Genomic DNA, 19,160 nt, shown 5'->3' on the forward strand with positions numbered 1-19,160 from the left:
TCGCAAGCTCCAGGATTCCAAACCGCTGAGGCGCGGCAGTCGGTGATAAGGCGCCCATTGATATATTAGAGCTTTGTGAAGTTCAATCGGCCAAATGACGCATTGCGATCACATCTTCAGCCCCGCATCCTGTCTCCGGCCGGATCGAATGGCGGCTCGACGGCAAGACGTGCCGGACAGCGGCGGCCGAGGATTTCCACCTCGAAAAAGCCTGTGTCCCCGACGTCCGCCAGTTCGCCGGGAACATAGCCCTGGGCCAGAGACATCTCGACATAATGCCCATAACCGCCTGAAGTGACCCAGCCGACAACACGCCACTCACCATCCTGCTGCGGCTGCGGTTTGGGCAACTCGTTCCCGTCAGCACCGAATCGCGGCGCACCGTGACCGTGCGGCGGCGCGACCAGCCCATAGTCGCGGGAGCCGACCCGTGCCCAGATCGGTTCATCGCCCATAACGTCGGTGTTGTCGGCATCTATGACCAGTGATACGCGCCGGATCGAAGGCCCCTGCTCCGCCTCCTTGGCGGCGGCGGCGCGGCCGACAAAATCGTTCTTCGACAGCTTGACGAACCGGTCCATCGCACCCTCAAACGGACCATAGATCGGCCTCAATTCCGCAAACCAGGTCGGAAAATTCTTCTCAAGGCGCATGGACAGGAGCGCCCGCATGCCAAAATCGACGATGCCGTGGTCCTCGCCGGCCGCCTTGATGGCGCAATAGACGGTCCTCTCATAGGCCGGCTCCATCCAGATTTCATAACCGAGATCGCCGGTATAACTGATGCGGTTGACCCGGCACGGACAGCCGGCAACGTCCATCTCCCGATAATCCATGAAGCGGAAGGCTTCGTTCGACACATCGATGTCCGCCAGCCTCTCCAGCACCTTGCGCGACAAGGGGCCGGCGATCGAGAGGCCGACAAGTGTCTGACCAAACCGCCTGATCCGCACCGAACCGTCCGGCGGCAGATGGTTCTCAAACCAGCGCATGTGGTAGATTTGCGCAGCCGTCGAACCCCAGACCATGAAGCAGCCATCGTCGGCCTTGGCGATGGTGAAATCCCCGATCAGCTTGCCGTTGTCGTTCAACATGGGTGTGAGAACGATCCGTCCCGTGCGCGGCATAGTGTTGGTCATCAGCCTTGAAAGCCAGGCTTCGGCGCCCTCTCCGCTTATCTCGTATTTTGCGAAATTGGCGATCTCCGTTACGCCCACACGCTCACGCACAGCACGCACCTCATTGCCCACATGCTCAAAGTCGTTCGAGCGGTGGAAGGAGAGTTCGTCCTCCGCTTCGGCTTGCGAGGGCGCAAACCATAGCGGCGTTTCCAGCCCCCAGCTATCCCCCATGACGGCGTTGTTGTCGCGGACCATGATGTCATAGAGCGGGGTTGTCTGCTGTGGCCTTGCCGCAGGCAGTTCCTCGTTCGGAAAACGGATTGAAAAACGGCGCGAATAGTTTTCTCGCACCTTGGCGTTGGTGTAGCGCAGCGATGTGAAGTCACCGAAGCGCGCCACATCCATGCCGAAGATATCGTGGCCGGGTTCTCCCTCTACCATCCAGTTTGCCAGCGCCAACCCGACACCGCCGCCCTGCGAAAATCCTGCCATGACGGCACAGGCCGACCAGAAATTCGTCAGCCCCTGCACCGGCCCGACCAGCGGATTGCCGTCCGGCGCGAATGTGAACGGGCCGTTTATGACCTGCTTTATCCCGGCTTCGGCAAATGCAGGAAAATGCCTGAAGCCGATTTCGAGAGACGGGGCGATCCGGTCGAGGTCCGGCTGCAGAAGTTCGTGACCGAAATCCCAGGGTGTCTTGAGCGGCGACCACGGCACGCAAGCTTTCTCATAGGTTCCAAGCAGAAGGCCATCGCGCTCCTGCCGTGTGTAGATTTCTCCGCGGAAATCAATGACGCCAACGAGCTCGCGGCCGGACGACCGGTTGAACTCAACGACTTCAGGCACGGTTTCCGTCAGGAGATACATGTGCTCCATCGCCAGGACCGGCAGTTCGATGCCGACCATGCGACCGACCTCGCGCGCCCAAAGCCCGCCGGCATTGACAATATGCTCGGCTTTGACCGTGCCGTTCCGCGTGACCACATTCCAGGTGCCATCAACGTCCTGGGTGATTTCGGTCACCGGGTTTCGTAGCTCGATCTTTGCACCGAGCTTCTGTGCGGCGCGTGCATAGGCGTGTGTGGTGCCTGACGGATCGAGATGGCCCTCGACCGGGTCCCAAAGGGCGCCGACGAAGTTGCTTTCATCCATCAGGGGAAACATCGCCTTGGCTTCCGATGGCGTGATGATCTCCGTTTCCATTCCAAGGGCCCGGCCGACCGCGTGGGTATAGCGCAGGAAGTTCATACGCTCTTCCGTATCGGCCATCATCACGCCGCCGGTCAGGTGCAGCCCGCATGACTGGCCCGAGAGTTCCTCGAGCTCCTCATAGAGCGACACCGTGTAGGCCTGCAGCTTGGCAACGTTCGGATCGCCGTTCAACGTGTGAAACCCGCCGGCTGCGTGCCAGGACGAGCCGGAGGTGAGTTCAGAGCGTTCGATCAGCAACAGGTCATTCCAGCCGGCCCGTGCCAGATGAAAGAGCACCGAACATCCGACGACACCACCGCCGATAACGACAACCCGCGCCTGCCTGTCCATCACGTTCTCCCGTTGCGTGATCCATTCCAACTTCATCTGTGATCTAGAGACAATTACCAAACGCAAACAAGGGGGTATTGCGCATGGTTTGGGTGATTTGCGCGTTATTGGATGCGTTTTCACCACAGGGCGCCGGCAGCGCTCACGTTGCATGTCACGGTTGAGACATGTTTTGACTGTAGACGGCCCGCAGAGGACAGGAATGATCACACGGCGACTATTTTTGAAGACCCTGGCAGGCGGCGCCATCCTGGCCGGGTCGATGGGCGGATATGCTTTCGGGATGGAACCACGTTTCCGTCTGGTCCAAAAACACTATGCCGTTCGCACGCCGCGTCTGAGCGCACTTGCGGACAAAACGGGCCGGCCGCTTCGCATCGCCATGCTCGCGGATCTGCATGCCTGCGAGCCCTGGATGCCGGAGGCGCGCATCAAACATATTGTGCGCCGAACGAACGCTCTCGACCCCGATGTTGTTGTTTTACTTGGTGATTTTGTTGCAGCGCTTTGGCGTTTCAAAATCCGGGATGTGCCGATGGCGACCTGGAGCCGCGCGCTTGGAGGCCTTGATGCACCACTCGGCACCTATGCGGTTCTGGGCAATCATGACTGGTGGGTCGACGGGCCTGCCGTTGAACGACATCTCACACAGGCGGGCATCCCCGTTCTGGAGAACCAGGCTTTGCCCATCGATCTGCCACAGGGCGGCCGTTTCTGGCTCGCCGGGCTTGGCGACCAGTTGGCCGTTCCGCTTGGGCGTGGCCGTTTCCGCGGGCGCGATGACCTGGAAGCCACCCTCTCGCAGATCTCGGATGAGACAGATCCGGCCATTCTGCTTGCCCATGAGCCGGATGTCTTTCCGCAAGTTTCTTCCCGCTTTGATCTTACGCTAAGCGGTCATACCCACGGCGGTCAGGTCCGCCTCCCGGTGTTCGGTTCGCCCATCGTCCCGTCGCGGTACGGGCAGCGCTATGCTTATGGCCATATTGAGGAAGACGGGAGGCAAATCATCGTATCGGGCGGACTTGGTGTTTCGGTCCTTCCGGTCCGCTTCGGCATGCCGCCGGAAATCACGGTGATTGAGGCGGGTTAACCCGCCCTATTTTCCACCCTCGCGCACACGCCTGGCTATGCGGTCCAGCACGGCGTTGATCAGCTTCGGTTCTTCATCATCAAAAAACGCCTGGCCGATATCGACATATTCGGTCACGATCACGGCAATCGGAACCTCGCGCCGGTTGGACAGCTCGAACGCTCCTGCCCTCAATATCGCGCGCAATGTCGAATCGAGGCGCGATAGCGGCCAGTCCTCCGTCAGGGAGGTACGGATCAGCGGATCGAGTGTGCGTTGCTGTTCAACCACGCCGGAGACGATGGCACGGAACCAGGCAGGATCGGCTTTCCGGTAAAGGTCGCCATCCAGTTCCTTGCCAAGGCGATGCATCTCGTATTCGGACACTACCTCCAAGACCCCGGTGCCGCCGATATCCATCTGATAGAGAGCCTGAACGGCAGCAAGGCGGGCGGCACCGCGCTGATTGGCGGTTTTGGGGCCTGATGCGTCTTTGGTCACTTCGCGCCCAGCCGTTTCTTCAAATCGATCATGGTCAATGCCGCACGAGCGGCGAAACCGCCCTTGTCCTTTTCCCCGGGTCCATCATGATTGGTGGCCCGCTTCCATGCCTGATCGCGGTTCTCGACCGTCAGTATCCCGTTTCCAACGGCAATGGACTCGCTGATCGACAGATCCATCAATGCGCGACTGGATTCGTTTGCGACAATCTCGAAGTGATAGGTCTCGCCGCGAATGACCGTTCCAAGAGCGACAAAGCCGTCATACTGCGTGCCGTCTTCATCCATTCCGTCAAGCGCCATGGCGACCACTGCAGGAATTTCCAACGCACCCGGAACGGTCACGACGTCAAAGCTCGCACCGGCCTCGGTCAATGCCTCCTTTGCGCCGTTCAAAAGCGCGTCTGAAAGGTCGTCATAGAAGCGCGCCTCGACGATGAGAAGATGCGCAGAGCTGCTGGCACTCATGGTGGCCATCCCTCGCTGAGTTTTAATTGCGGGCGTCAAAACACGCCACTGCCGACTTGGCAAGCGGTTTTCGCAAAGGGTCTGTTTTTCGCGTCACCTATCGGCCTGCCCGGATTGTTTGAAACCGATCAGACGCTCGGCATATCGGGCCATCTGGTCTATTTCCAGATTGACACGGTCTCCGGCCTCGCGGTCGGCCCAGGTGGTTACATCCAGCGAATGGCGTATCAGGAGAACATCAAAATCAGCGCCATCCACTGCATTGACCGTCAGGGAAGTCCCATCAAGCGCGACCGAGCCTTTCGGCGCGATGAAGCGTGCAAGATCCAGCGGGGCGCGAAGCCTGAAACGGCGTGCATCGCCTTCATCTTCCACGGATCGCACGCTCGCCAGCCCATCAACATGGCCGGAAACCAGGTGGCCGCCAAGCTCATCGCCGATCCGCAGTGAGCGCTCGAGATTTATACGCGTGCCCACGCGCCAGGTGCCGATTGTGGTCAGGCGCAGGGCCTCTTCCCACGCCTCGACTTCAAACCAGCGATCGGCTTCACCGGCCGGCGGCAGCGCGGTTACCGTCAGGCAGGTTCCCGAACAGGCGATCGATGCGCCGATATCAATCGTTTGGGGGTCATAGATGGTCCCAACGCGCAATCTGACGCCTTCATTCATCGGCGTGACCGAGTGAACCGTTCCGACGTCTGTGACAATACCGGTAAACATTATTCGCTTCTCTCATATTCGAAACGCCAATCCGGGCCGAAACGGGCTGCAGCCGTTTTCACAAAGCCTGCCGGCATGATTTCAGGGCTTAGCGGCGCCGCAATCCCATCCTCACCGATTGCCTCAGGTCCAATATAGAGACGTATACGATCGACAAGACCTGCTTCGAGGAAGGCTTGCGCAACGGCCGCACCACCCTCAACAATAACCGTCATGATGCCCTTCCCGCAAAGGTCTTCCAGCATCTCCGGCAAGGCAATGCCGTTTTCAGTCTCTTCACAAGCCAGCATCTGACACCCGGCTTGCGTCAGTTGGCGATATCTCTCGTCGTCCGGCGGCTTGGTGGTCGCGATGATGACCGGATAGTCGCGTGCCGAGCGGGCAAGCGCGCTATCTGGCGGCAGGCGCAATTCCCGGTCCAGCACAAGACGTATCGGGGAGCGGTTCTCAAGACCCGGCAGACGGCAAGTCAGCGATGGATCGTCTTCCAAAGCCGTATTGATGCCAATCGCTATGACGTCGCTCGTCGCGCGCAAAAGGTGGCTGACATGATTGCTGAGCGGGTCGGTGATCGGCACCTGCCCGCTGCCCTTGCGGCCGATCTTTCCGTCCTGCGACAAGGCGAGTTTGAGCGTGACATGTGGCCGGGCAAACCGGCGTTGCGTGAGGTATCCCGCCATTGCCTTCATGGCGGCCGGCGCGAGAACGTCGGTCTCGACCTCTATGCCTCCGTCCTCCAGTATCTTGTAGCCAAGACCGGAGACGCGGCCGTCCGGATCGGTGGTCGCAGCAACAACCCGGCTGATACCGGCACTGACCAACGCATCGGCGCAGGGCGGCGTGCTGCCATGATGGGCGCAGGGCTCAAGGGTGACATAGGCCGTCGATCCGGCAGCCAGATCACCGGCCTCTTCAATCGCCTCAGTCTCCGCGTGGGGCCTTCCGCCAATGGCAGTAAGCCCCCGTCCGACGATCACCGGCATGCCGTCAACGTCCCGCACAAGAATGGTTGCAACGGATGGATTTGTGCCGGTGCGGCCAAGATGTCGATAGGTGTAGCGGATCGCCGCCGCCATCATCCGCCTGTCAAATTCGGAGACGGCCATCGTGTCTATTCTTCCTGCGCGCTACCGCTGATCTGGGCGCTCAGTTCTTCCAGAACGTTTTCGAAATCCTTCGGATCGCTGAAATCGCGATAGACGGACGCATAGCGCACAAAGCCGACATCATCGATCGCCTTGAGTGCCTCGATCACCATCAGGCCGATCTTGTCGGAATGGACATCGGTCTCGCCCGAGCTTTCAAGCCGGCGCACAATTCCCGAAACGGCCCGCTCGACCCGATCGCGTTCGACCGGTCGTTTGCGAAGCGCGATCTCGAAGGAGCGCAGCAGCTTGTCGCGGTCGAAAGGCACTTTTCTGCCGGTTTTCTTGATGACCTGGAGATCGCGCAATTGCACGCGTTCGAAGGTTGTAAACCTGCCGCCACAGTCCGGGCAAACGCGCCGTCGCCGGATCGCCGTTGCATCCTCGGCCGGGCGTGAATCCTTCACCTGAGTGTCTTCGGAACTGCAATAGGGACAGCGCATGGAACCCCACAATCGGATTTCGGTTTGAACCCGCGCGTGCAACCAACGGCGACAGCGTGAGCCTTCATATCAGATGCATGTGCCGCAGAAAAACGCACAAAGCAAATGGAACGGGGATTACGCCACAAGATATGCCGGCGGCGTGCAGCGCCGCCGGATCCATCGCGGTGATACCGGCCTAAAGGCCGGGATAGATCGGAAAGCGCCCCGTCAGGCCGAGGACCTTTTCCTTCACCGCCTGTTCGACAGCGGCGTTGCCTTCTTCCGAATTGGCAGCGCGCAGCCCGTCAAGAACCTCAATGATCAGCTTGCCGATCTCACGGAACTCTGCCGGACCGAAACCACGCGTCGTACCGGCCGGCGTGCCAAGGCGGATACCGGAGGTGATGGTGGGCTTTTGCGGATCGTTCGGCACACCGTTCTTGTTGCAGGTGACGAAGGCGCGTCCGAGTGAGGCTTCAGAATCCTTGCCGGTCAGGTTTTTCGGCCGAAGGTCGACGAGGAAGAGATGCGTATCGGTACCGCCGGAAACGATCTCAAGACCGCCCTCGACGAGTGTCGAAGCAAGGACTTTTGCGTTCTCGACGACCTGTTTCGCATAGTCGGAAAACTGCGGGGACAGCGCCTCGCCAAAGGCAACGGCCTTGGCGGCGATCACATGCATGAGCGGGCCGCCCTGAAGGCCTGGAAAGACAGCCGAATTGATCTTCTTGGCGATATCCCCGTCGTTGGTCAGCACCAGACCGCCACGCGGGCCGCGCAAGGTCTTGTGGGTTGTCGAGGTTGCAACATGGGCATGCGGGAACGGGCTGGGATGCACCCCACCGGCCACAAGGCCTGCAAAGTGGGCCATATCCACCCAGAACCAGGCGCCGACTTCATCGGCGATCGCGCGGAAACGGGCAAAATCGATCTCCCGCGAATAGGCCGATCCGCCGGCGATGATAAGGGCCGGTTTATGTTCGCGGGCAAGTGCTTCGACCTGCTCGTAGTCAATGCGCCCGGTATCGGCGTGGACGCCGTATTGGACGGCATTGAACCATTTGCCGGACATGTTGGGGCGCGCGCCGTGCGTGAGGTGGCCGCCGGCGTCAAGGCTCATCCCAAGGATGGTGTCGCCCGGCTTTATGAGCGCCATCATCACGGCCTGATTCGCCTGACTGCCTGAGTTCGGCTGAACATTGGCAAATCCGCAGTCGAAGAGCTTTGTTACCCGGTCGATCGCCAGTTGTTCGGCGATGTCGACATACTGACAGCCGCCATAGTAGCGCCGGCCCGGATAGCCCTCGGCATATTTGTTGGTCATGATTGAGCCCTGCGCCTCAAGGACAGCGCGCGAAACGATGTTCTCGGACGCAATCAACTCGATTTCCTGGCGCTGGCGACCAAGTTCCTTGACAATCGAACCGGAGAGCTCCGGATCGGCCTCGCTCAGCGGGCGATTAAAAAACGCGTCCGCGGGACGCTCCATAGAGGCGATAGAGTCAGACATTTGACGTCAATCCTGCAGTGGGGCAGCTTTTTGCAAGCTGGCGCTGTGTAGTGGGCGACCGTGGACATGCCCGGTCAAAGACCCGGGCGCGGCCACGAGCGTGTCATAATGCTGCAAGGATCATTAAACAAGTTCCGCAATGCGCAATCGCCGGACAACGAACACAAAGCGACGATTTGCGTCAGTATGCCCGACAAGCGGCAACCGGTATTATTGAAGCGCAAGCTCCTCAACGCCATCGCGGCGGTAGATGTCATCGCGGAATTGGGCAACACCGTCAGAGGTCGACCATGCCGTCACATAGGTGAAGTAGACCGGTACCGGTTCCGCCAGCAAGACCGGCGTGCTGACGCCGCTGGCAATTACCTGTTCCATTGTCTGACGATCCCAGCCTGACGTGTCGCGCAACAGCCATGTGGACAGGTCGCGTACGTTTTGAACACGCACACAGCCGGAGCTTTCAAAACGCAGCAATTTGCCGAAGAGGCTCTGCTGCGGCGTGTCGTGCATATAGACCGCATGCGGATTGTGGAAATTGATCTTCGTCGACGACATCGCGTTGATCTTGCCGGGATCCTGGCGGAACATCAGCTTGGGCGCTTCGGCGGCATTCCAGTCAATTGTCTCCGGAGCAACCTCATTGCCACGACCATCAAAAAGCCGAATCGAGTTGCGCGTCAGATAGGTCGGGTCCTTGCGCATCAGCGGCATGATATCCTTTTCGATAATCGAGCGCGGCGCGGTCCAATAGGGATTGAGGATGACCTCGTGGATCTTTGAATTGAGGATTGGCGTCTGCCGGCTGATCTTGCCGACAACTGCCGTGTGACGCAGCACCACACGCTCGCCTTCAACGGCTTCAATCTGTGCCGCCGGAATATTGACCACGACATAGCGGTCACCGAGAAAACCGGACATTGAGCGCAGGCGGACCAGATTGGTCTCCAGTTGCCCGAGCCGCACGGCGGCCGTGACATTGAGCGCCGCGTAGGAGTAACGGCCAAGAACGCCGTCTGCCGGAAGTCCGTGCCGGGCCTGGAAACGCTTGACGGCGCCGTCGACATACGAGTCGAAAGCCGTCGAGGTTCCGGTTGACGCAGCCAGATCGCCTGAGACAATAAGACGCTTGCGCAATGTCGAAACAGCCGGATCGTCAACGCCAAGTTTCAAGCGCTTGCCGGAGGGAACGACGGGCCATCCTCCGCGCAGCACGATATCCTGATAGGACGCAATCGCGGTTTCCACATAGTTGACGGTGTCCGTGCTGAGAATCGGAACGCTGGAGTTCACCCTTTCGGCACTTCTCGATGCCTGGGCGTCGAACTGGTCGTCCCAGGTCCCGCGCCGCGGCGCGTTGATAATGTTCTCGATTGTCGTCTGCGTCAGCGTTTGAGCTGACGCCGCGCCGGCGGCCACAGCGGCGCCAGATGCCAGGGCACCCCTTACAAAGGCGCGACGGGAAACAGATTTACCGAATGTCTTCTTAGGCATTAGCAGGTACCGTTAAGCCGATTGTCGATATTGCACGAATGATATGTCGCTCGCACATGTTGATTACAACTATAGCAGCCGTATCGTCGCGTGTTTTTCACGATTTTGCGAGACCCCTGTCAAAGCACGAACGCATACCCACCCATATCCGATCTGCATTTTTCGATTTCCACATCAATATGGCCAATTCATGGTTAAGATTCGGTTCGCCGGTTTTGTATTTTCACAGCGGACGTTCAGGAAGCCTTCGGAACCGTCGTCGCCTTGAACTTCGACATCAGGTAGGGGCCGGACAGGACGGGCTCATATTTTGGTTGCTCGCCAGCTCCCAGGCATGATTGAAGACACTCGATCCGGGCAGGCCAGTTGGGCTGATGGAAGAACGCAAAGCTTTGCCTGCGCATCATGCCGCCCTCTTCTGCGGACGGATTGACGACACGGTGCAGCGTTGACACCCAACGGTCATTGGTCCAGCGGGCCATGAGATCGCCGATATTGATGACAAAGGCGCCCGGAACCGGCGGAACTGATATCCAATGACCATCGGGAGCCAGAATCTCGAGCCCGCGGGATCCCTCCTGCGGAAGAAGAATGGTCAGACTGCCATAATCCGTATGGGCGCCGGCGCGAAGCTGGCCCGGTTTCGGAGACACGGATTGCTCGGGATAATTCAGGGCTCTCAGGGCGCTGATCGGTGCGTCGATGAAAGGCTCGAAATAATCCTCCGGCAGTTCGAGAGCGACCGCGAACACCCGCATGATTCGGGCGGCAAGATCTTCCATCGCGCGATAGTAGGCGGTCCACGCGTCCATGAAGCCGTCCGGTTTTTCAGGCCATATGGTCCGGGCGTAACAGAACGCCAATGCGTCCGGGTCTTCCATTCCGGGCGGCACTTTCAAGGGTCCGCCATTGAAGCTTTCCTTCAGATCCGGGGGCGTATCCTCACCTTTTGATTTTGCAAGCGCCTCAAGCTCCGGGCCCAGATACCCATAGGGATATCCGTCATAGGGCGCCTTGGCGCCCGCCTTATTGCTAACGGAGCTGTCAAAAAACGCCCGTGCAGCCTCCCATGCCGAGCGGATGGTGGTTTCCGGCACGCCGTGACCGCTGACTGCCAGGAACCCCGCTGCTCGGCAGATCTCGTCGATCCTTCTGCCTTCGCGGGCCTTTGCCGTCTGGTCGGCGCTTTCAAACTGCGCCAGATCAAACACGGGAAAGGACGCTGTCATTACAAGATTCTCCTGGTTGAGCCCCTAGCCGAACATACCGATGCTGGCCAGTCAATCGGACAGAACAGCCCAAGAAACGGCAAAAGGCCACAGGCGCATTGCGCCGGTGGCCCTTTAAGCCGTCTGCCAGACCTCAGTTTAGAGGCGGTAGAGAATCTGATCGTTCCAGAAACGGTCGAGGCGCTGCAAGGCCTTGTTCATATTCTGAAACTCTTCGGCGTCAATGCCGCCGACCTGCTCGATTGAGCCAATGTGACGTTCATAAAGACCGGCCACAATATCTGCCACTTCGGTCCCCTTGTCGGTCAGGCTGACACGTACGGAACGGCGGTCGACCCTTGAACGCTGGTGATTGATGAAACCCAGATCAACCAGTTTCTTCAGGTTGTAGGACACATTCGAGCCGAGATAATAGCCACGCGAACGCAATTCACCGGCCGTCAGCTCCGAGTTTCCGATATTGAAGAGAAGCAGTGCCTGAATCGCGTTGATGTCGCTTCTGCCGTTACGCTCGAACTCATCCTTGATGACGTCGAGCAGACGACGATGCAACCGTTCAACCAGTTGCAGACACTCCATGTACAATGAACGCAGGGCGTTCTTGTCCTGTGCTGGCGGAACAGAGTCCGCACGCATACCATTTACCATCACTATGCCTCACTGTCAGTTCTGACGGCTTTTTTCTGCCATCTTGAGGCACACCCTATCGAATACGTCTAAAATTGGACTTAAAATGCAATATTAATAATGGGTTACCGGTGCAAACCCGGTATCAGAGTAAACCGATTCTTACTCGGCCTGTTCCTCGGCACGCTTGGCTATATAAAGCAAAACCCGGAATACGCCGTAAACCACGGCGATCATGAAATGGGCAAACAGCAGCATCCAGTTGCTGCCATAGAGTTCGGGAAAGACCCCGTGCATGATGATCTCGACGATGGCGGCTACCAGCCAGACGACAGGCCCCCAGGAGACCACCATCCACAATCCGATACCCGCCACCGGCCAAAGGACGGCAAGGGAAGCGGCCGCTATCTTCCAGTGAACCGGCAGCAGATCGAAGCGCCAGGCGCCTTCGTCCGCAATACCGATCAGCAACGCCCAGTAGCGCAGGCCGGCAATCAGACAGAAAATCGCGACAATCCGGTGAAAGACGTTGAACGCTGTCTGAGCCGTGCTTGGTCTGGGAGCCCCCGGTTCGGTGAATTCGCTCATTGGACTTCGGAAAACCCGGTCAGTTCATCATCGTTCAGGTGAGCGAAATACGCATCAACCGCATCGGCGCTCACATCTTCCAGCCGCGCAGGATTCCAAGTCGGATCGTTCGTCTTGTCAACGATGACGGCGCGAATTCCCTCGATAAATTCATGGCCTTGCAGCATCCTGACCAGGATTCGGTACTCCATGCGCATGCAGTCGGCGAGGCTGAGCGAAACGCCCTCCAGAAGCTGTCGGAACGCAACGGACATGCTGGTCGGCGAATTTCTGCCGATTGCCGCAAGGGTCTTGGCGGCAAATTCGCTGTCCGGCGCGGACCGTCCAAGCTCCTCAACCACCTCGATGACACTGCGGCCGGAAAACAGCCTGCCGATTTCCTTGTGGTCGAGTTTGGCAGCCGGAAGCGCTTCGCGATTATCGTGACGATCCAGAACGGAAGCGGTGTCCGGGCTCTTGCAAAGGTCATCCTCAAGAGCATCAAGACCTTCGGCGGGCAGTGCATGCGTTGCTATGCCGCTTGCGAGTGCGTCGCCGGCGCGAATACGGGTGCCCGTGAGGGCAAGAAAGAGGCCGAAATGTCCGGGCAGTCGGGAAAGGAAATGGCTTCCACCGACGTCCGGGAAAAACCCGATACCGACCTCGGGCATCGCAAAGACCGCGTTTTCGGTCATCACACGATAGGGACCGTGAACGGCAACGCCGACGCCGCCGCCCATGATGATGCCGTCAATCATTGGAACAACCGGCTTGGGATAAACGCCGAGACGGGCGTTCAGGAGGTACTCGTCCCGGAAAAAATCGTAATGCGGGCGGCCGGACTTCGACATGCGGTAGAGTTCAAGCAGGTCGCCGCCCGCGCTGAATGCCCGGCCCTCACCTTTAAGAATAATGTGGGTGACCCTGTCATCGCTTTGCCAGGCATCAAGAGCGGCGTCCATTGCCCTGACCATTTTGTGATTGATGGCGTTGAGTGCATCGGGGCGCGTCAGCGATATGATTCCCGCGTGACCCCTGACCTCAAATGCGACGTCGCCATCACCGCCAAAATCCATACTCGCCCTCATCCCGTTGATTCAGTTCACTATGCTGTAAGCAGCGCCTCGGCTTTGGTCAATGGCGACCCGTGGACGACAGGTTCTGCACGCAAACCTTGCACCCACGGTGCTTTGAAAGCTTGCCGGCGGCGTGATAAGGATTGCCGCGACAATACCTTTGAACCGAAACTCTTTGGGTGCAGGCAAGGACAGCATGAATCGGCAATTCGACAAAACGGCGCTCAATCGGCGCACCGTTGACGAGATCACCGGCGGGCGGCGCATGCGACGCAACAGGCGGGCCGACTGGACCCGTCGCCTTGTGCGTGAAAACAGCCTGAGCACGAACGACCTTATCTGGCCGGTGTTCCTGATCCCCGGCAAAAACAAATCCGAAGACATCGCCGCCATGCCCGGCGTACAACGCGTGACACCCGATATTGCCGCAAGGCAGGCTGAAGAAGCAGCGAAACTCGGCATCCCGGCCATCGCCACCTTTCCTAATATCGCACCTGAACTGCGTGACGAAACAGGCTCGAATGCCCTTGCGGCCGATAATCTCATCAACCAGACAACCCGCCTTATCAAAGAGCGCGTACCCGATATCGGCGTCATCACCGATGTCGCCCTTGATCCCTTCACCAGCCACGGACATGACGGCATCTTGAGAGACGGCATCGTCGTGAACGACGAAACCGTTGTGCAGCTCGCCGAGGCTGCCGTGCTTCAGGCAGAGGCAGGGGCCGACATCATCGCGCCGTCGGACATGATGGACGGGCGCATCGGTGCGATCCGCGATGCGCTCGACACCAACGGGTTCAGTGACGTCGGGATCATGTCTTATGCCACGAAATTCGCGTCCGGTTTTTACGGTCCATACCGAGAGGCAATCGGAACGCAGGATCTGCTGAAAGGTGATAAACGCAGCTACTACATCGACCCTGCCAATTCGGACGAGGCCGTGCGGGATGCTGCCCTCGACATCGAGGAAGGCGCAGACATGCTCATGGTCAAGCCTGGTCTGCCTTATCTGGACATAGTCTGGCGCCTGAAGGAGAGTTTTGGCATGCCGACATTCGCCTATCAGGTGTCGGGAGAGTACGCGATGATCAAGGCCGCGGCTCAAAACGGATGGCTGGACGGCGAACGCGCCATGCTGGAGAGCCTGATTGCGTTCAAGCGCGCGGGCTGCGACGGCATCCTGACCTATTTTGCTCCTGAAGCAGCAAAGCTGCTGAGCCAGTCATAGATGCCAAAATCACGGCAAGCCCTGAACAGGCATCGAACAATACCCGTCTCGATCAGTACCAGACAGCAAAATGCGAGCTCCCCTTCGCCGGCGGCCCCCGACTTCCGCCGGCACCGCCTGTCGAACAAGGACAAAAGTCCAAAATAGTCCAAGTCGCATACTGGTCGGAGTGCCGGATTGGCTGCAATTGAGGAGTTCCGCCTTATGCGCAACCGGACCTCTCGTCAGGGCTGCACAAGGTCATTTGTTTGCCGGCAGGGCTAATTGAACATTCGCCGGACGTTGCGCTTCAGTCGGGGTATCAAGGAGTAGTCAATCAACATGTATCCGAGGCTGAACCGGTGTGTCTGGGAATATACACAATGCCAGAACGGCGTTTTCTGGCTGACCGGAAATACACGCAGATTCCACTGCCTGTCCTCGAGTGTGACGACTTCACCAGTCTCTGGTTTAAAGTAGCGAAAAAAGGAATCACCTTCCGTCTCCGCATAATTTATGTAGACCCGCCAGCCCGGAGACCTGCTGTTTGTGTGCCAGGACATGAAAGAGCCCGGCGGATACCAGAAGTGTCCGCTTGTGCGCGCTTTCAGTTTGTAGCCCGATTTGAACAGGGTCTTCAATAGACTGCCCATCTGATCATCCACCTGTTTGCGCAGACGTTTTACAGTCTGATCATGCACAGAGCCCTCAATGTGACTGGCGCTGAAATGGATGACATTTGAAATCTCGCTCTCTCTGGCGATACCGTGCACGTCGCGGCCGGCACTGAGGATACTCTGTAGCGCCGCATGCGATACTTGCTCGGCGGCGTCATCGGCAGGCTCAAAGCGCTTCATTTCTTCCTTTGCGGCGCTCTTTTGGGCACGGATGCATTCAAGCACGTCGGACCGGAGCGACTCCGGAATCACAACCGGGTCGATATCATGCAGGCTCTTTGACCGAGCCAGATCTATCCGCATGTTCATCGCGTGGTCCCTTCTTGTTGCGCTGGGCATCGACGATACCAATATAGTTAGCAATGATACATGAAGAGAATCGCGATCGGTCCACGGACCGCACCGCAAAACATGCGTGATATACTGGCCTGCTTCTGTTGGGTTGCTTGCATATCACGTCAACTCGAGCCGGTTTGAATGTAAGCATATGAGACTTACGTTGGATTTATAAGGTGCAGCAAATGGATGAAAGCCTTGAGACCTGGAGGAGCTATAACGGCGTGCGCTCCCGGCGCATTATGGCGTTTTTTATCGACTACGCGCTGGTGCTTGCACTGTGTGTTCCTGTTGCGATTCTGATATTTTTCATCGGGGTGTTCAGTCTCGGTCTCGGCTGGATCCTTTATTCGGTGCTCTTCGCCATCGTCGCCTTGCCCTATATCGGCATGACCCTTGGCGGTTCACGTCAGGCAACGCCCGGCATGCAGATTATGGGCATTCGCATGATGCGAACGGACGGGCTGAGGGTCGATCCGATGCTTGCGATGGTCCACGCGGTCCTGTTCTGGCTTGGAAACGTAATTTTCACACCGCTCATTCTGTTGATCAGCCTGATCGCCAACCGTAAACGCTGTCTGCACGACCTGCTGCTCGGCGTTTACATCGTTCGCGACGATCTTTAGCAACCAATGCTTGAACACCAAACTCCCGCAGGCTACGGCAGCGGCGTCGGGCGCAATGGTGTTTCGTCCAAGCCCCTCTGCAGGAAATGCAGGCGCATAAATTGGTGCCAAAAGGGCATTATGCCACTTTGAACACAGCGCCTCGCCGGATAAAATTGCAGCCCTGGCGCAAAGATTAGGGCTGGGTATGCAGGATTTCCACCTATTGGCGACGTTCGCAATCATAGGCGCGACTATCGTTGCCTATGCGTCGGAGCGGCTGTCTATGGAGGCTGTGTCTCTGGCGAGCCTTTCCGCGCTTTTGCTGCTGTTCGGCTTCTTTCCCTATACCAGTGGCGAGGGCGTCGAACTGACACCGAGCCGGCTGCTTGCAGGCTTTTCAGACCCTGCCCTTGCGACGGTTATCGCACTCCTGATTGTCGGGCAGGGCCTCTTTGCCACAGATGCCATTGACGGTCCGGCGCGCAGCATAGGACGGCTCGGCGGACCAAGTGGCCGGCGCGCCATATTTCTCGTCATCATAACCGCAGGGGTTCTCAGCGCGTTCCTGAACAACACTCCGGTCGTTGTGATCTTTATTCCCATCCTGACGGTGATTGCCGCGCAGCGCAGCTATCCGGGCTCAAGAGTGTTCATGCCCTTGTCCTTCATGTGCATCCTCGGCGGCATGACGACACTGCTCGGCTCGTCGACCAATCTCATCGCCGCCGGGGTCGCCGAGGACAATGGCGTCATTATCTCTTTCTTCGATCTGACAGGCATGGGGTCGATGCTGGCGGTCGTCGGCGGCCTTTACGTGCTCTTCCTGATGCCGTCCATGATGCGCGAGCGCTCTTCGGAGATCAGCCGGACGCATTCGTCCCACGGGGCGCAGTTCATCGGGGAAATTCCGGTCACCGCCGGGCATCCCTTTATCGGCCTCCAATCGAAGGCAGGCATGTTTCCTGGGCTTGTCGATCTTACACCCCGGCTCATGCACCGACGCCACGTGCCCATCCTTCCGCCATTCGAAGGTATTACGATTTCGGCCGGTGACACGCTGGTCGTCACCGGAACCCGCCGTGCCTTTTCCAAGGCACTGGCGCTTGGAAGCGCCGTTGCGGAGCCCGATGACGGCCAGGACGGGTCAGAGCTGCGCGACGACGGCGTCGAAAGCCAGCGCCCGGGTCCCGATTATCATCTGGTCGAAGCTGTGGTTGCGCCCGGCTCGCGTTTTGCCGGACGAACGATCCAGCTCTCAGGCATCCGAGCCCGTCACGGTGTTTCGGTCTTCGGGGTTCAGCGCAAGAGCCGCATGGCGCGTATGCCGCTTTCGGAAATCCGGCTTGAGCCCGGCGACACCATATTGCTGGGCGGAAACTACGAACAGATCATACAGCTGCGCGGCGATCACGACCTGCTCCTTCTGGAACATTCCGCCGAACCGGTGCCTCAAAGCCGCAAGGCGGTCTTCGCTTTTTCCATCTTCATCGCCATCATATTGCTTTCGGCCTTTGAAATCCTGCCTATCGTGGTCAGTGCGATTACGGGTGCGGTGCTGATGCTCGCTCTTGGATGTCTGACTATCTATCAGGCAGCGCGCGCTTTCGACCGGCAGGTTTTTCTGCTGGTCGGCTCGTCTATCGGTCTGGCGACAGCGCTGCAGGCAACCGGCGGCGCGTCTCTGATCGCCGACACAACGGTCGCAGCGCTCATGGGTGCACCGGTGCCCGTTGTCTTGTCCGTCCTGTTCATTGTGATGGCCGTTGTCACCAACATATTGAGCAACAACGCGACCGCTGTTCTCTTCATGCCCATTGCGCTCGGCGTTGCCGATCGTCTTGGGGCCTCCCAGGAGGCGTTCGTGGCGGCAGTCATCTTTGCTGCCAACGCCAGTTTTGCCACCCCTATCGGATATCAGACCAACCTTCTTGTCATGGGGCCTGGACATTACGGCTTCCGCGATTACCTGCGTGCGGGCGCACCGTTGGTCCTGATCATCTGGTTGACATTTTCGTTTCTTGCGCCGTGGTATTATGGATTATAGTTTCGGCAACAGGAATCATTTGCCATAGATGACCAATCAACCCGTCCATTCCCCGCAGTTTTTCCTGACTGCACCCTCACCCTGTCCATATCTGGATGGGCAGTTTGAGCGGAAGGTGTTCACGCATCTGGTCGGGGAAAAGGCCGCGGAACTGAACGATCTGCTTACGCAAGGCGGTTTCAGGCGATCGCAGAACATCGCCTATCGCCCGGCCTGCGAGACCTGCAGGGCCTGCATATCCGTCAGGATCCTTGCCGGCGAGTTCAAACCCAACCGGTCCATGAAGCGCATCATCGCGCGCAATGACGACCTTGTCGCCCAGGAATTTCCGGCAGAGCCTTCCAGTGAGCAATATTCGCTGTTTCGCGGCTATCTCGACGCCCGTCACCAGGAAGGCGGCATGTCGGACATGACCGTGCTCGACTATGCGATGATGGTCGAGGATACCCATGTGCCGACGCGGGTCATCGAATACCGGATCGGCGCGGACGGTCTTGATGGCGATGACAGCGAGCGCGGCAAGCTGATCGCCGTGGCGCTCAGCGATCTGATGGGCGATGGTTTATCAATGGTCTATTCCTTCTTCGATCCGGACTATTCGGACCGGTCGCTCGGCACCTATATGATCCTCGATCACATCGTGCGGGCGCAGGACAGAGGCCTGCCGCATGTCTATCTCGGCTACTGGGTCGCCGGTTCAAGCAAGATGGATTACAAGACCCGCTTCCTGCCGCAGGAACACCTCATGTCCGGCGGCTGGGAACGCTACGAGGGCTGACCTGCCCGATG

18 protein-coding genes are annotated in these 19,160 nt (G+C 58.6%); 5 read left to right on the plus strand and 13 right to left on the minus strand.

The window, feature by feature from the left end; translation table 11 throughout:
* Positions 1-116 precede the first annotated feature (116 nt).
* A complete protein-coding gene (locus OQ273_RS10685; protein WP_267990489.1) occupies positions 117-2,666 on the minus strand; it encodes a GcvT family protein in 2,550 nt (849 codons plus the stop codon).
* 202 nt (positions 2,667-2,868) lie between these two features.
* Here OQ273_RS10685 and OQ273_RS10690 point away from each other — a divergent pair, with 202 nt between their 5' ends.
* Positions 2,869-3,759, plus strand: a complete 891-nt coding sequence (locus OQ273_RS10690) for a metallophosphoesterase (RefSeq protein ID WP_267990490.1) — start codon at positions 2,869-2,871, stop codon at positions 3,757-3,759.
* A 6-nt stretch (positions 3,760-3,765) separates the two neighbouring features.
* On the opposite strand, the gene nusB is transcribed toward OQ273_RS10690, so the two are convergent.
* From nusB to OQ273_RS10745, 11 genes are all read right to left on the minus strand, one after another.
* A complete protein-coding gene (gene nusB / locus OQ273_RS10695; RefSeq protein WP_267990491.1) occupies positions 3,766-4,239 on the minus strand; it encodes a transcription antitermination factor NusB in 474 nt (157 codons plus the stop codon).
* Entirely contained in the window at positions 4,236-4,706 is a 471-nt protein-coding gene (gene ribH, locus OQ273_RS10700) for a 6,7-dimethyl-8-ribityllumazine synthase (RefSeq protein ID WP_267990492.1), read from the minus strand. The genes nusB and ribH overlap by 4 nt, the downstream gene beginning before the upstream one ends.
* A 93-nt stretch (positions 4,707-4,799) precedes the next feature.
* Positions 4,800-5,426 (minus strand): riboflavin synthase, encoded by a 627-nt coding sequence (locus OQ273_RS10705; protein WP_267990493.1) that lies wholly within the window; start codon positions 5,424-5,426, stop codon positions 4,800-4,802.
* The gene (gene ribD / locus OQ273_RS10710; protein ID WP_267990494.1) at positions 5,426-6,532 is read right to left on the minus strand and encodes a bifunctional diaminohydroxyphosphoribosylaminopyrimidine deaminase/5-amino-6-(5-phosphoribosylamino)uracil reductase RibD; all 1,107 of its coding nucleotides are present in this window, start codon (positions 6,530-6,532) and stop codon (positions 5,426-5,428) included. Before ribD ends, OQ273_RS10705 begins: the two co-directional genes overlap by 1 nt.
* Positions 6,533-6,537: 5 nt before the next feature.
* A complete protein-coding gene (gene nrdR, locus OQ273_RS10715) occupies positions 6,538-7,014 on the minus strand; it encodes a transcriptional regulator NrdR (RefSeq protein ID WP_267990495.1) in 477 nt (158 codons plus the stop codon).
* A 178-nt stretch (positions 7,015-7,192) separates the two neighbouring features.
* Positions 7,193-8,506 (minus strand): serine hydroxymethyltransferase, encoded by a 1,314-nt coding sequence (gene glyA / locus OQ273_RS10720; protein ID WP_271292105.1) that lies wholly within the window; start codon positions 8,504-8,506, stop codon positions 7,193-7,195.
* 210 nt (positions 8,507-8,716) lie between these two features.
* A complete protein-coding gene (locus OQ273_RS10725) occupies positions 8,717-9,997 on the minus strand; it encodes a L,D-transpeptidase family protein (RefSeq protein ID WP_267990496.1) in 1,281 nt (426 codons plus the stop codon).
* Between the two features lie 236 nt (positions 9,998-10,233).
* A complete protein-coding gene (locus tag OQ273_RS10730; protein WP_267990497.1) occupies positions 10,234-11,226 on the minus strand; it encodes an isopenicillin N synthase family dioxygenase in 993 nt (330 codons plus the stop codon).
* A 138-nt stretch (positions 11,227-11,364) separates the two neighbouring features.
* Positions 11,365-11,862: a transcriptional regulator LdtR gene (ldtR, locus tag OQ273_RS10735; RefSeq protein ID WP_425493373.1), complete on the minus strand. Its 498-nt coding sequence runs from the start codon at positions 11,860-11,862 to the stop codon at positions 11,365-11,367.
* Positions 11,863-12,015: 153 nt separating this feature from the next.
* Positions 12,016-12,441: a DUF6163 family protein gene (locus OQ273_RS10740; protein WP_267990499.1), complete on the minus strand. Its 426-nt coding sequence runs from the start codon at positions 12,439-12,441 to the stop codon at positions 12,016-12,018.
* On the minus strand, positions 12,438-13,496 hold the full coding sequence (locus tag OQ273_RS10745) for an enoyl-CoA hydratase/isomerase family protein (RefSeq protein ID WP_267990500.1): 1,059 nt from the start codon (positions 13,494-13,496) through the stop codon (positions 12,438-12,440). The genes OQ273_RS10740 and OQ273_RS10745 overlap by 4 nt, the downstream gene beginning before the upstream one ends.
* Before the next feature lie 196 nt (positions 13,497-13,692).
* Here OQ273_RS10745 and hemB point away from each other — a divergent pair, with 196 nt between their 5' ends.
* Positions 13,693-14,727, plus strand: a complete 1,035-nt coding sequence (hemB, locus tag OQ273_RS10750; RefSeq protein ID WP_267990501.1) for a porphobilinogen synthase — start codon at positions 13,693-13,695, stop codon at positions 14,725-14,727.
* Positions 14,728-14,987: 260 nt separating this feature from the next.
* Here the strand turns inward: hemB and OQ273_RS10755 are convergent, their stop codons facing one another.
* Positions 14,988-15,563 (minus strand): hypothetical protein, encoded by a 576-nt coding sequence (locus tag OQ273_RS10755; protein WP_267990502.1) that lies wholly within the window; start codon positions 15,561-15,563, stop codon positions 14,988-14,990.
* A gap of 341 nt (positions 15,564-15,904) precedes the next feature.
* Between OQ273_RS10755 and OQ273_RS10760 the strand changes: the two genes are divergently transcribed.
* From OQ273_RS10760 to OQ273_RS10770, 3 genes are all read left to right on the plus strand, one after another.
* Positions 15,905-16,345 (plus strand): RDD family protein, encoded by a 441-nt coding sequence (locus OQ273_RS10760; RefSeq protein ID WP_267990503.1) that lies wholly within the window; start codon positions 15,905-15,907, stop codon positions 16,343-16,345.
* A 187-nt stretch (positions 16,346-16,532) separates the two neighbouring features.
* Positions 16,533-18,371: an SLC13 family permease gene (locus tag OQ273_RS10765; RefSeq protein WP_267990504.1), complete on the plus strand. Its 1,839-nt coding sequence runs from the start codon at positions 16,533-16,535 to the stop codon at positions 18,369-18,371.
* Between the two features lie 28 nt (positions 18,372-18,399).
* Positions 18,400-19,149 carry an arginyltransferase gene (locus OQ273_RS10770; RefSeq protein WP_267990505.1) on the plus strand — a complete coding sequence of 250 codons (750 nt, stop codon included), beginning with the start codon at positions 18,400-18,402 and terminating at the stop codon, positions 19,147-19,149.
* Positions 19,150-19,160: the final 11 nt, after the last annotated feature.

Origin of the sequence: Hoeflea prorocentri, from assembly GCF_027944115.1 — a bacterium.
Classification (GTDB): domain Bacteria; phylum Pseudomonadota; class Alphaproteobacteria; order Rhizobiales; family Rhizobiaceae; genus Hoeflea_A; species Hoeflea_A prorocentri.

What these genes read in the sequence shown, in the direction of transcription:
- OQ273_RS10685 (WP_267990489.1), bottom strand. Translation starts at nt 2,666, where the DNA reads ATGGACAGGCAGGCGCGGGTTGTCGTTATCGGCGGTGGTGTCGTCGGA.
- OQ273_RS10690 (WP_267990490.1), top strand. Translation starts at nt 2,869, where the DNA reads ATGATCACACGGCGACTATTTTTGAAGACCCTGGCAGGCGGCGCCATC.
- ribH (WP_267990492.1), bottom strand. Translation starts at nt 4,706, where the DNA reads ATGAGTGCCAGCAGCTCTGCGCATCTTCTCATCGTCGAGGCGCGCTTC.
- OQ273_RS10705 (WP_267990493.1), bottom strand. Translation starts at nt 5,426, where the DNA reads ATGTTTACCGGTATTGTCACAGACGTCGGAACGGTTCACTCGGTCACG.
- ribD (WP_267990494.1), bottom strand. Translation starts at nt 6,532, where the DNA reads ATGGCCGTCTCCGAATTTGACAGGCGGATGATGGCGGCGGCGATCCGC.
- nrdR (WP_267990495.1), bottom strand. Translation starts at nt 7,014, where the DNA reads ATGCGCTGTCCCTATTGCAGTTCCGAAGACACTCAGGTGAAGGATTCA.
- glyA (WP_271292105.1), bottom strand. Translation starts at nt 8,506, where the DNA reads ATGTCTGACTCTATCGCCTCTATGGAGCGTCCCGCGGACGCGTTTTTT.
- OQ273_RS10725 (WP_267990496.1), bottom strand. Translation starts at nt 9,997, where the DNA reads ATGCCTAAGAAGACATTCGGTAAATCTGTTTCCCGTCGCGCCTTTGTA.
- OQ273_RS10730 (WP_267990497.1), bottom strand. Translation starts at nt 11,226, where the DNA reads ATGACAGCGTCCTTTCCCGTGTTTGATCTGGCGCAGTTTGAAAGCGCC.
- ldtR (WP_425493373.1), bottom strand. Translation starts at nt 11,862, where the DNA reads ATGCGTGCGGACTCTGTTCCGCCAGCACAGGACAAGAACGCCCTGCGT.
- OQ273_RS10740 (WP_267990499.1), bottom strand. Translation starts at nt 12,441, where the DNA reads ATGAGCGAATTCACCGAACCGGGGGCTCCCAGACCAAGCACGGCTCAG.
- OQ273_RS10745 (WP_267990500.1), bottom strand. Translation starts at nt 13,496, where the DNA reads ATGGATTTTGGCGGTGATGGCGACGTCGCATTTGAGGTCAGGGGTCAC.
- hemB (WP_267990501.1), top strand. Translation starts at nt 13,693, where the DNA reads ATGAATCGGCAATTCGACAAAACGGCGCTCAATCGGCGCACCGTTGAC.
- OQ273_RS10755 (WP_267990502.1), bottom strand. Translation starts at nt 15,563, where the DNA reads ATGAAGCGCTTTGAGCCTGCCGATGACGCCGCCGAGCAAGTATCGCAT.
- OQ273_RS10760 (WP_267990503.1), top strand. Translation starts at nt 15,905, where the DNA reads ATGGATGAAAGCCTTGAGACCTGGAGGAGCTATAACGGCGTGCGCTCC.
- OQ273_RS10765 (WP_267990504.1), top strand. Translation starts at nt 16,533, where the DNA reads ATGCAGGATTTCCACCTATTGGCGACGTTCGCAATCATAGGCGCGACT.
- OQ273_RS10770 (WP_267990505.1), top strand. Translation starts at nt 18,400, where the DNA reads ATGACCAATCAACCCGTCCATTCCCCGCAGTTTTTCCTGACTGCACCC.